8 protein-coding genes and 2 pseudogenes are annotated in these 12,219 nt (G+C 71.2%); 5 read left to right on the top strand and 5 right to left on the bottom strand.

Going from position 1 to position 12,219, the window contains the following annotated elements; translation table 11 throughout:
* Positions 1-93: 93 nt before the first annotated feature.
* The 4 genes from EAO76_RS46090 to EAO76_RS11935 all read right to left on the bottom strand — a co-directional run bounded on the left by EAO76_RS46090 (position 94) and on the right by EAO76_RS11935 (position 3,969).
* Positions 94-216, bottom strand: a complete 123-nt coding sequence (locus EAO76_RS46090) for a hypothetical protein (RefSeq protein ID WP_262375407.1) — start codon at positions 214-216, stop codon at positions 94-96.
* 22 nt (positions 217-238) lie between these two features.
* Positions 239-1,663: a M60 family metallopeptidase gene (locus EAO76_RS11945; protein ID WP_148835902.1), complete on the bottom strand. Its 1,425-nt coding sequence runs from the start codon at positions 1,661-1,663 to the stop codon at positions 239-241.
* A gap of 162 nt (positions 1,664-1,825) precedes the next feature.
* Entirely contained in the window at positions 1,826-2,920 is a 1,095-nt protein-coding gene (locus EAO76_RS11940) for a LacI family DNA-binding transcriptional regulator (RefSeq protein WP_148835901.1), read from the bottom strand.
* A 62-nt stretch (positions 2,921-2,982) separates the two neighbouring features.
* Entirely contained in the window at positions 2,983-3,969 is a 987-nt protein-coding gene (locus EAO76_RS11935) for a hydroxyacid dehydrogenase (protein WP_187438575.1), read from the bottom strand.
* A gap of 341 nt (positions 3,970-4,310) precedes the next feature.
* Between EAO76_RS11935 and EAO76_RS11930 the strand changes: the two genes are divergently transcribed.
* The 5 genes and pseudogenes from EAO76_RS11930 to EAO76_RS11910 all read left to right on the top strand — a co-directional run bounded on the left by EAO76_RS11930 (position 4,311) and on the right by EAO76_RS11910 (position 11,732).
* The gene (locus EAO76_RS11930; protein ID WP_148835899.1) at positions 4,311-5,324 is read left to right on the top strand and encodes a sugar ABC transporter permease; all 1,014 of its coding nucleotides are present in this window, start codon (positions 4,311-4,313) and stop codon (positions 5,322-5,324) included.
* An 82-nt stretch (positions 5,325-5,406) separates the two neighbouring features.
* Positions 5,407-6,267, top strand: a complete 861-nt coding sequence (locus EAO76_RS11925) for a carbohydrate ABC transporter permease (RefSeq protein ID WP_148835898.1) — start codon at positions 5,407-5,409, stop codon at positions 6,265-6,267.
* A gap of 75 nt (positions 6,268-6,342) precedes the next feature.
* Positions 6,343-8,016, top strand: a complete 1,674-nt coding sequence (locus EAO76_RS11920) for an extracellular solute-binding protein (RefSeq protein ID WP_148835897.1) — start codon at positions 6,343-6,345, stop codon at positions 8,014-8,016.
* A complete protein-coding gene (locus EAO76_RS11915; protein ID WP_148835896.1) occupies positions 8,013-9,482 on the top strand; it encodes a M1 family metallopeptidase in 1,470 nt (489 codons plus the stop codon). Before EAO76_RS11920 ends, EAO76_RS11915 begins: the two co-directional genes overlap by 4 nt.
* Positions 9,479-11,732, top strand: a pseudogene (locus tag EAO76_RS11910) (right-handed parallel beta-helix repeat-containing protein). The gene EAO76_RS11915 and the pseudogene EAO76_RS11910 overlap by 4 nt, the downstream one beginning before the upstream one ends.
* Before the next feature lie 72 nt (positions 11,733-11,804).
* On the opposite strand, the pseudogene EAO76_RS11905 reads toward EAO76_RS11910, so the two are convergent.
* Positions 11,805-12,219 (bottom strand): annotated as a pseudogene (locus EAO76_RS11905) (transketolase); the annotation flags it as partial.

Below are 12,219 nucleotides of genomic sequence, written 5' to 3'. Positions count from 1 at the left end.
GGGCCTGTGGGACACCCTCGACCGCGGCGCGGGACGCACCGCGCTCTGGTCCGACCTCGCGCCGCTCACCGCCCCGGGCAACTTCGGCCAGAGCTACACCCGGCTGCGCACCCTCGCGACCGCCTGGGCCACCGAGGGCACCTCCCTCGCGGGCAGCGCCGAGGTGGCGGTGGTGGCGCCGCCCGCCATCAGGAGGGTTCTTCTGCCGATGTCCACGGTGGACTCCTTGTCGAGGCGGTCAGTCGGCCAGGGCGGACGGGTCGACGGGGGGCTTCGGGAGGTTCAGCGCGGCCAGCTCGGCCCGGCCGACGGCGTCGATCGGGAACGCCCAGGTGTTCACGAAGAAGTCCGTCAGGTCATGGCCGGCGACCCGGCTGGAGTACGTGGCCAGGGCCCGGTAGCGCTTCTCGTTCTCCGTGTAGTGGGACTGCGGGTTCTCCTCGCGGACCAGCCGGTGCATCCGGGGCCAGAAGTCCTCGCCGAAGGCCAGCTCCAGCTGGCGCAGCGGGACGAGCTTCTCGTACGCGCCGAAGGACTTCTCGTACGTCAGCCCCGGTGTGCCGAACTTCTGCCGGGCGGACCGGAAGGGGTCGAGGCCCGTCTTCGGGTCGACGGTGAGGAGATTGGACGGCTGCCCGAGGGTGCGCTGCGCGGCCAGCGAGTAGATGTTGACCGTGACCTCGGTCAGGCCGCCGGGCTTGTAGGCGAACTGCTGATGCAGGTGGCCGAGTTCGTGGTACAGGCCCCAGCCGCGGGTCCGCAGCCCCTCCACGGTCGTGGCCCGGTCCAGATAGGCCCGCGGGAAGCCGTTGTAGCCGTGCGTGGCATAGGCGCCGACACCGCTGGGCACCTTGCTGACCTCCGTGAAGTGGTACGGGCCCGCCTTGCGCCGGTGCACCGGCTTCGAACCGTCCAGGCCGCTGATCCGGGCGTGCGACTCGATGATCGTCTCGACCAGTTCGAGCAGCGCCGCGTGGTCCTCGTCCCGGTACAGCAGCGCGCCCTCGCGGGTGAGCGTCATGATCGTGCGCGGCGCGTGGAGCTCCACGTACGGCGACGCGGTGAACGTGTCCAACTGCCGCTGGTAGTCCGCCTCCGAGGTGCGGCCCAGGGCGAAGACCGGCATGGGCGTGGCACCCGAGCGGAACAGTACGCCCGCCTTCTCGCCGTTCCCGGTCAGGGTGAGGTGGACCGGCCCGCCGTGCGGGTCCGTCACCGTGTTCGCGCCCTCGGTGAGCGGATGGGCGCGGGGCTCGGTGATCTCGCCGTAGTAGTCCCAGGCGCCGATCCAGAGGGTGGGCAGCAGACCGTCGTGCGCCTGGACCGTGAGGGAGAGGGGCGCGCCGCCCGGGACGTACAGGCCGGTGGGCTGGAACTCCGAGCCGCGCAGGGCCTGTCCGAGCCGCAGCCGCTCGGCCTCGGCGGCGGGCCGGGCGGTCAGGGTCAGCCGGAGCGGGCGCGAACCCGGGTGCCCGGCGGCGGTGCCGGCCGCGGCTGCCCGGGCCGTCCCGGCGCCGAGCGCGATCGCCGTGCCCGCTCCGGCCACCGCGGCGAGAACGGAACGGCGGCCGACGGGGGAGGAGGCGGCGGAAGGTGTGGCGGAGGGCGCCACGGAAGACGCGGCGGGAGGCGTGGTGGAGGAGCCGGCGGATTCGGCGGACATGCGCATGCGGAACTCTCCCTGCGAACGAGTGAGGGGCAGAAGGCGTGCGGAACGAGTGCTGCTCGGCGCCAGCATGTAAGCGGTTGCTATGGAGAGGCAAGAGGAGGTGGGGAGTTACTGTTATTTTCTATGGCTGACTGCGGACAGGCAGGAAGTAACCGGTCACATGCCGGTGGGCCGGGCGGACCGCGGCGCGACGGAATCGCGTACCACGATGTGGGTGCCGAGCCGCAGCGCGCCCGTGGTGGGCTCGCGCCAGTCGTCCTCGTCCCCGCCGGTCACGGCGAGCCGTACCGCCTGGCGGCCCATCTCCTCCAGCGGCACATGGACGGTGGTGAGGCGCGGCCGCAGCTCCTGGGCCACCGGGATGTCGTCGTACCCCACCAGGGACACGTCCTTCGGGATCCGCAGCCCGGCCTCCTCCAGCGCCTGCGCCGCGCCCGCCGCCACCATGTCGTTGGCGGCGAACACCGCGGTGAAGTCCGGTCCGCCCCGCAGCAGTTCGGCCATCCGCCGGTGGCCGAAGCCGCGGCTGAAGGCGCCGGGGTGGACCAGGTCCGGATCCGGCGCGATCCCGCGCAGCTCCAGGGCCCGCCGGTGGCCGGCCAGCCGGTCGCGGGTGGTGGAGAGCTTCGGCGGACCGCCGAGGTAGAGGATCCGCTCGTGCCCCTGCATCAGCAGGTGGTCGGTGATGGCGAAGGCGCCGCCCTCGTTGTCGTACTCGACCGCGACGGTCGGGGCCTGCTCGCCCAGCGGCGGCCTGCCGCACAGGACCAGTTTCGATCCGCCCGCGTCCAGTTCGCGGGCCCGGCGGGCCAGTTCGGTGGTGTAGCCGCGATCCGCGATGGAACCGCCGACCACGACCACCGCGTCCGCCCTGCGCTCGTGCATCAGGTCGATGAAGGCCAGTTCGCGCTGCGGATCGCCCTGGGTGCAGCAGACCAGGCAGAGCCGTCCGCCCAGCGCCGCCTCCCGCTCCACCCCGCGCGCGATGTACGCGTAGAACGGGTCGACGACCTCGTTGACGATGATGCCGACGGTGCGGTTGGAGACCCCGGCCAGTGCGCGGGCGTGGGCGTTGACGACGTAGCCGAGCTCGCGCATCGCGGCCTCGACCCGCTCCCGGGTCGCCTCCGCGACCGGGTAGTTGCGGTTCAGCACACGGGAGACCGTGGCCGTCGATACGCCCGCGCGCCGCGCGACGTCGGTGACCGTCGCGCGCCGTTGTCCGTCCGCGGCTGTGCTCTGCCGGCGCATCCGGCTCACCCCCTGGAGGCTGTTGTGTGACGCCGAGCCTAGAGCCTGCGGGGGGACGTGACTCATGCGATCCTCCCCAGGTCCGCCCGGTGCACCGGGTGTTCCAGCGCGGCGCCCCGCGCGTACCGGGCCAGCTCCTCGACGGCCAGCGCCCCGAGCCGCCCCACCTCGTTGCCCTGGGCGCCCGCCAGGTGCGGGGTGAGGAAGACGTTGGGCAGGTCCCACAGCGGGTGGCCGTCGGGCAACGGCTCGGGGTGCGTCACGTCCAGGACCGCGTCCAGCCGCCCGCTGACCAGGTGCCCGGTCAGTGCCTCGGTGTCCACCAGCGGCCCGCGCGCGGTGTTGACGAGCAGGGTGCCCGGGCGCATCAGGGCGATCCGGCGGGCGTCGATGATCCCGCGCGTCTCGGGGGTGTCGGGGGCGTGGACGGTCACCACGTCGCTGGTCGCGACCAGGGTGTCCAGATCGGTCGGGGTGACGCCGAGCGACCGCGCCTCGACCGCGTCGACATAGGGGTCGTGGAGCAGCACCTCCGCGTCCAGCACCCGCAGCAGCTCGATGACCCGGCGGCCGATCCGGGACGCCCCGACGACGCCGACGGTCAGCCCGTGCGTGCCGAGCCAGTGCTGGCGGTCCAGGTCGGCGTGGGTGCGGTGGGTGCGCCGGGTGCGGAAGAGGCCGGCCAGTGGGAACACCCGCTTGGCGCCCATGATGATCGCCGCCAGGGTGAACTCGGCGACCGGCACGGCGTTGGCGGCTGCGGCCGAGGAGACGACCAGCCCGCGGTCGAACGCGACCGGGGACAGGAAGGTCTTCACCGTGCCGGCCGCGTGGATCACGGCCCGCAGCGCGGGTGCCCGGTCCAGCAGTCCGGCGTCGACCGGCGGGCAGCCCCAGCCGGTGAGCAGGACCTCGGCGCGGCCCAGCGCCGCCGCGGCCTCGGGGGAGTCGAACTCGCTGATCGCGGACGGGGTGAGAAGGTCGGCGGTTTCCTCGAGGCGGGCCCGTACGGGTGGCGGAAAGACGTCGTCGAGCAGACCGGGGTTCATGACCAGGACCGTGCGCGGTCGTCGCGGGGACGCTGCCGCAGCATCGCTACCGGAATGAGCCGGTGCCTCTTCGGTGGTTCGCACCCTGCCTCCGGATAGTAATCGCGTTCTATGGAATGACCGGCACGCTAAGGAGCGTGATGGTCGACCGTCAAGCTCCCGCACGCCTCAACTGTCCGTTTCGCTCGCATATTTGTGGACTGTTGACGTCGGATTCGGTCATCAAAAGGGATGCGGTTCGATGGTGTTCGCTTCAATCCCTTGACGCTTGGGTTAACCGCTTACTAACTTGCGGCCCCAGAAGGCCCACCACGCGCCACCCAGCCGAACAGGACGCACCAATGGCTGAAACAGCACCCCCGTTGCCGCGGGAGAAACGGCGACCGAAGGCCGAGACACCCGCCCCGCCCACCACCGGGGCCGCCGTCGCACAGCACCGGCTCACGCTCCGCCAGCGGCTCAAGCGGGACCGGGTGATGCTGCTGCTCACCCTGCCCGGTCTGCTGTACTTCGTCGTCTTCCACTACGTCCCGCTGCTCGGGTACGTCGTGGCGTTCCAGGACTACCAGCCGTACCTCGGCTACATGCACAGCGTCTGGGTGGGGTTCGCCAACTTCTCCGCCGCGTTCGGCGAACCGGCCTTCTGGTCCGCGACGTTCAACACCCTGGAGATCGCCCTCGTCCAGCTGGTGTTCTTCTTCCCGATCCCGATCGCGCTGGCCCTGCTGCTCAACAGCATCGCCAGCGACCGCGTCAGGCGCTTCGTGCAGAGCGTCGTCTACCTGCCGCACTTCATCGGCTGGGTCATCATCGTCTCGATCTTCCAGCAGATCCTGGGCGGCGCCGGACTCCTGCCCGACGTCCTCGGCGGCATGGGGCTGCCGCGCTACGACATGATGAGCGACCCCGACGCCTTCCCCTGGCTGCTGACGCTCCAGGTGGCCTGGAAGGACGCCGGCTGGGGCACGATCATCATCCTCGCCGCGCTGCTCAACATCGACAAACAGCAGTACGAGGCCGCCGCGATCGACGGCGCCGGACCGCGACGACGGCTGTGGCACGTGACGCTGCCGGGCATCGCCCCCGTCCTCATCCTGCTGCTGATCCTCAACCTCGGGCAGATCCTCTCCGTCGGCTTCGAGCAGATCCTGCTCCAGCGCGACGCGGTCGGCCCGGACGCCGGTGAGGTCCTCGACACCTACGTCTACTACCACGGCATCAAGGACAACGACTGGGGCGCCGCCGCCGCCGTCGGCCTCGTCAAGGCGGTCATCGGCACCGCACTCGTCCTGGGCGCGAACAAGTTCGCCCACCGACTCGGCCACGAAGGGGTGTACCGCGGTGCTGACCGCTGAGAAGACGCGCGCCACGACAAGTTCCACCGCACCGGCGCCCCGCCCCGCCCCCGCCCGGAAGTCCGACGGACGGCCCCCGTGGATGGAACGGCCGACCCGCCTCGGACAGACCGCCAAGGCGGTCGCCATCGTCGTGGTCGTCCTCGCCGTCGCCTACCCGCTGGTCGGCGTGATCGGCACGAGCTTCGCCTCGCAGACCGACATCATCAAGAGCTCCGGCCTCGTCCTGTGGCCGGACCACCCCACCCTGGACGCCTACCGCACCATCTTCACCGGCGGGGTCGTCACCCGGGCGCTGATCGTCTCCATCGGCATCACCGTCCTCGGCACCCTCGCCAGCCTCCTCGTCACCGTCGGCATGGCCTACGGCCTCTCCCGCCGCGACGTCACCGGCTCCCGCTTCATCCTGATGACCGCCCTGTTCACGATGCTCTTCAACGCGGGCATCATCCCGAACTTCCTGCTGGTCAAGGGACTCGGCCTGTACGACACCTACGCGGCGCTCGTCATGCCCACCCTGGTCAGCGCCTTCAACCTGGTCGTCCTACGGTCCTTCTTCATGAACCTGCCGGACGAGCTGTACGACGCCGCGAAGGTCGACGGAGCGGGCGACTTCCGCATCCTGGTCCGGATCGTCCTGCCGCTGTCCAAGGCCGTCCTCGCCGTGATCAGCCTCTTCTACGCGGTGACGTACTGGAACGCCTTCTTCAACGCGCTCCTGTACCTCAACGACTCCGACAAGTGGCCGCTGCCGATGGTGCTGCGCACCTACGTCCTCCAGGGCCAGAGCCTGAACGCCGCCTCGGCGGGCGAGGCGCTCGCCCCGCAGCAGGCCGTGCAGATGGCCGTCCTGGTGATCGCCGTCGTACCGATCCTCTGCGTCTACCCGTTCCTCCAGCGCTACTTCACCAAGGGCGTGCTCACCGGCGCCATCAAGGGCTGAGAAACCGCCCGACAGCCTTTCGAGCGCAACCGCCGCCCCCCACTCCTTCCCTTCCCCTCTCCCAAGGAGATCCAGGTGTCGAGCTCCACCCCCATCAATCGCAGAGCACTCTTCCGCATGGGCGCGGGCATCGGTCTGGGACTGGCCGCCGCCCCGCTGCTCGCCGCCTGCGGCGACGGCGGCGCGACCGCGAAGGCGGAGGCCAAGAGCGCCTCGCTGCTGCCCGACACCGCGGTCCGCAACATCGGCCTCGAACCCGATCTGGCGGGCACCGCCGCCGGCGTCCCGCAGGGCTTCTTCAAGTACCCGGCCCAGCCGCTGCGCGCCACCGAGGGCACCCCGCTCAAGGGCGCGAAGCCGATCAGCGCGACGATGGAGACCTTCTCCCCGCCGCCGCCCGCCCGCGGCTCCAACGCGGCCTGGCAGGAGATCGAGAAGCTCCTCGGCGGCCGGGTGGACATCACCGCCGTCCCCGCCGACGACTACGGCACCAAGTTCTCCACCATGGTCGCCAGCGACAGCCTGCCCGACCTGTTCATGTACCCGGAGAGCGGCGGCGTCGACAACAAGGCCGCCTTCCTCCGGGCCAAGTGCGCCGACCTGACCCCGCACCTCGCGGGGGACGCGATCAAGGACTACCCGAACCTCGCCGCGATCCCGAAGGGCGCGTGGCAGGGCGCCATCTTCGGCGGCAAGCTCTACGGCATCCCGATCGCCCGCACCGGCACCGGCGGCGCCGGCGTCTACCGCCACGACCTGTTCGAGGAGGTCGGCGTCACGAGCCTCGACCAGATCACCGACCTCGACCGGTTCGTCGAGCTCTGCAAGGAACTGACCCGGCCCAAGAAGGACCAGTACGCCATCATCGCGGGCGCCACGACCATGCTCGCCATGTCCGCGGGCGCGCCCAGCTTCTGGCGGCTGGACGAGAAGACCGGGAAGTTCACCTGCGACCTGGAGACCCCGGAGTACCGCAAGGCCGTCGAGACGGCGCGGCTGCTGTACGAGGCCGGCTGCTACTACCCGGGCACCCTCCAGATGTCCGGGGCGCAGAAGGCCCAGTACACGGACATGTTCAAGAACGGCAAGGGCGCCTACGTCTACGACGGCATGCCCACCTACCTGGCGCCCGGCGTCGGCTACATCGCCTCGATGAAGGCGATCGACAAGAAGTACGACCCGCGCCCGTTCGTGCCGGTCGGCAAGGACGCCGTCGCCTGGATGGACAACGTCGCCCTCCAGAACACCCACATCAAGAAGGCGTCGGAGGACCGCGTCAAGGAGATCCTGGCCCTCGCCGACTTCGCCGCGTCCCCGTTCGGCAGCCAGGAGTACACGCTCATCAACTACGGAGTCGAGGGCACGGACTTCACCCGCGACGCCCAGGGCAACCCGGCCCTCACCAAGAAGGGCACCCAGGACGTCACCGTGCCCTGGAAGTTCATGGCCTCCGCCGTCCCCGCGATCTTCAGCGCCGACTCGGAGCAGGGCGTCCGCCATGTCCACGACGCGTTCACGAAGATGATCCCGATGATGGTGCCCGACCCGGTGCTCCAGTACTCGTCCCCCACCTGGGACTCGAAGGGCTCCGGCAGCCTCGGCACGCTGAAGGCGGACGGGCTCAAGGACATCATCGCGGGCCGCAAGCCCATGTCCGCCTACGACCAGCTCGTCAAGGACTACCTGGCCAAGGGCGGCGAGCAGGCCCGCGGCGAATTCGAGGAAGCCTTCCAGAAGGGGAAGAAGTGACCACGACACGACGCACGGCCCTCCGGCTCGGCGGTGCGGCGGTGGCGGCCGCCGTCGCCGTGCCCGCCCTCGGCTCGCCCGCCGCCGCCCGGTCGCACGGCTTCGACCCGCAGCCCGGCTCGGACGGCGTCGGCGACCCGCTCTTCCCGACCCTCGGCAACGGCGGCTACCAGGTCGTCCACTACGACCTGACCTTCGACTTCACCCCGGTCACCTACGACTTCACCGCCACCGTGCGGATCGACGCCAGGGCCACCCAGGACCTCTCCTCGTTCAACCTGGACACCGACGGCCACACCATCGACTCCATCACCGTCGCCGGCCGCCCCGCCCGCTGGGAGATCTCGCCCGGAAAGAGCGGCCAGGAACTCACCGTCACCCCGGCCCGCCCGCTGCACGACGGCCGGGCGTTCACCGCCGAGGTGCGCTACCGGGGCAACGGAAAGGCGCCCCGACTCGGCCTGACCGGCTGGAAGTTCGGCACCGACGGCGGCTTCGCCTCCGCCGCCCAGTCCTCCCGCGCCGACACCTTCCTGCCCTGCAACGACACCCCCTCCGACAAGGCGACCTGGACCTTCCACATCAGCGCGCCCGAGGGCTACGTCGCCGCCGCCAACGGCGAACTGCTCCACAAGTCCCCGCGCGCCGACGGCTCCACCGTCTGGCACTTCGCCCTGCGCGAGCGCATGGCGACCGAACTCATCGGCATCGCCGTGGTCAAGGGCACCTACCTGTACGGCACCAGCCACCGCGGACTGCCGCTGCGGCACATCGTCCCGCAGGGCCAGGAGGACAAGTACGGGCCGATCGTCGCCCGCACCGCGGATCATCTCGCCTGGCTGGAGGCGAAGTTCGGCCGCTACCCGTTCTCCGTCTACGGCGTCCACATCTACGACGGCTACACCGACGCCCTGGAGAACCAGACCCTCTCGCTGTTCTCCACCAACTGGTTCAAGCCCAACGCCAACGGTCAGCCCGGCTACGAGACCACCATGGTCCACGAGCTGGTCCACCAGTGGTTCGGCGACTCCGTCACCCCGAACGACTGGCAGCAGGCCTGGCTCAACGAGGGCCCCGCCGTGTACTACGCCGGGGTGTACGGCGAGGAGCGCGGCTGGTCGGTCCTCGAGGACAAGATGAAGGCGACGTACGAGAAGCTCGACGCGGTCCGCGCCGCCGACGGCCCGCCCGGACTGCCCCGGGCGCTCGGCGGCACCAACATCTACGACGGTGGCGCACTCGTCCTGTACGCCCTCGACAAGCAGGTCGGACAACGGAAGTTCGACCGGATCATGCGCGAATGGGTGCGGCGCTTCAAGGACTCCACGTACACCAGCGAGGACTTCATCCGGCACGCCGTCGACGTCACCGGCGACAGGTCCCTCGACCCGTTCCTGCGCGACTGGCTCTTCGGGGCCGTGAACCCGCCCATGCCCGGCCACCCCGACTGGAGGGCCACCGCGTGAACCGACCGGTGAACGTCGTACGAGGAACCGTCGCCGCCGCCTTCGCCGCCCTGCTGACCGGACTCCTCACCGCCCCGCCCGCCCAGGCCGCACCAGGCCCCCGCACCCTGTACGCGGCCCCCGACGGCCGGGGCTCCACCTGCACATGAACTTCCAGGGCACGGTGACGTCCTGGGTGCCCTTCTTGGTGAGGGCCGGGTTGCCCTGGGCGTCGCGGGTGAAGTCCGTGCCCTCGACTCCGTAGTTGATGAGCGCGTACTCCTGAGGAACGGCACGTACGAGCTCGACGAACCCCTCGTCCTCGGCGCCGCCGACTCCGGGGGGAACGGCCGCACGGTCACCTGGACCGCCGCCCCCGGCGCCCGCCCCGTCCTCTCCGGCGGGCGGGACATCACCGGCTGGCGGCAGAACACCGACGGCACCTGGACCGCCGACGCCCCCGCCGGTGTCACACCCCGCCAGCTCTTCGTCGACGGCCGGCGCGCCACCCGCGCCCGGGGCGGGGCCTGCGCGGCGAGCACCTGCGACGCCACGAGGACCGGCATGACCGGCGCGACCGCCACCGGCATCGCCACCTGGCAGCGCCCCACCGACGCCGAGGCCGTCATCCGGATCCGCTGGCGCAACTACCACTGCCGGATCACGGGCGTGGACGGCGACGCCATGACCTTCGCCCGGCCCTGCTGGACCAACTCGGCGAGCGGCACCGACCGCACCGGCCCCTCCTGGGACTCCACCACGGTCGACTCCGCCCGCTACAGCGGCGTCGCCTTCTTCGAGAACGCCCCCGAACTCCTCGACGAACCCGGCGAGTTCGTCTGGAACTCCGAGGCCCGCACCGTCACCTACCTGCCGCGCCCGGGCGAGAACATGCGCCGCGCGCGGGCCGTCACCCCGCACACCGAACAACTGCTCCTCGTCGACGGCGCCCACGACATCACCGTCAGCGGGATCGGCTTCGCGTACGCGGCGTACCGCCAACCCGGCACCGACGAGGGCTACGCGGGCACGCAGGCCGGTCTCACCCTGACCGGAGCCACCGGCCCCGTCGACCACGCGGGCCGCTTCTACACCAAGCCGGCCGCCGCGGTGACCGTTCGCGGCGGCCGGAACATCGACATCGACAACGCCCGGTTCGACCGGCTCGGCGGGGCGGGAGCGATCCTCGAAGCCGGCACCAGGGACAGCTCCCTGACCCGCTCGTCCTTCACCGACCTGTCCTCGGGCGCCGTGTACGTGGGCGACACCGAGCCGATGCCCGGGCCGGAACTCGCGGGGGAGCGGAACACGGTCGCGTACAACACCATCTCCCGCACCGGCGTCGAGTACACCGACTCGGTGGGCATCTGGGCCGGTTACGAGGCGGAACTGACCATCGACCACAACAGCCTGGACCGACTGCCCTACTCCGGCATCTCGGTCGGCTGGGGCTGGAACCAGCCCGAGGCCCAGAAGTCCGTCCTGCGCGACAACGAGGTGACGAACAACCGGATCACCGACGTCATGCAAGTCGCCCAGGAGCAGCACGACGGCGGCGCGATCTACACCCAGGGCGCGCAGCCGGGCACGGTGATCTCCGGCAACTACGTCAACCGCTCCGCCTTCGGCAACACCGAGCGCGACGGCAACGGCATCTACCTGGACGAACAGTCCTCGCACATCCTCGTCGAGAAGAACGTCGTCACCCGCGTCGGCTACAAGTGGATCTCGAACTGGGCGGACTACGGCATCCGGAACACCGCCCGGGGCAACTGGACCGACACCGCGGCACCCGCGCTCGGCGGCACGGGCTCGGTCATGACGGACAACCGCACCGGCCTGGACCGGCTGCCCGCCGAGGCCCTCGCCGTCGCGGGACGGGCGGGTGCCCGCGGCGGCCCGGTCGAGCAGCTGCGCACCGATCTGGCCCGCACCGGCACCGCCACCCAGTCCTCCACCGAGGGCGCGGCGGGCCCGGCACTCGCCCTGGACGCCGACACCACCACCGACACCCGCACCCGGTCCGAGACGGGCGCCCGGTGGCAGGTCGACCTGGGCGACGAGCGGCGCGTCCGCCGGATCGAGATCTGGAACGACGCCTCCGCCACGACCGCCGACTTCGACGTGGTCACGGACGACGGAACGATCCACGTCAGCGGCAAGGCGCTGCGCCCGACGGTCCTGGACCTGGACAGCCGCACCCGCACGGTGAAGATCGTGACGTCCGGCACCGGACGCGTGGCCCTCTCCCAGGTGTTCGTCCACCCGTAGCGCCCGCGGTCCCCGTCCGTCCGGCGCCACCGGTCACCCCACCGGCGGCGTCGGACGGCCGTCGTGCCCCGGTCAGCGGCGCAGGAACGCGCCGATCCGCTCCCGCAGCCCCCGGGGGTCCAGCCCGTGGGCGGCCAGGTGCTCGTCCATCTGCCCGTACCTGCGCAGCTCGGCCCGCCCCACGCCGAGCCCCAGCACCCGGTGCGGCAGCTCGGCGAGGGCGTCGTTCGCCGCGGCCGTGGACGTGCCCGCCAGATAGGGCTCCACGACCACCACGTCGGCGGCGTCCTGCCCGTCGACCGCCCCGCGCAGCCCGGCCCCGTCGAACGGGCGCACCGTGGCCGCGTACAGCACGGTCACGTCCAGTCCCTCGCCTCCGCCACGACCGCCGACTTCGACGTGGTGGTCGTGGAGCCCTATCTGGCGGGCACGTCCACGGCCGCGGCGAACGACGCCCTCGCCGAGCTGCCGCACCGGGTGCTGGGGC

It is taken from the genome of Streptomyces sp. sk2.1 (genome assembly GCF_008120935.1).
In the GTDB taxonomy this organism is placed as follows: Bacteria; Actinomycetota; Actinomycetes; order Streptomycetales; family Streptomycetaceae; genus Streptomyces.
This window is presented reverse-complemented; position numbering and strand designations above follow the sequence as displayed.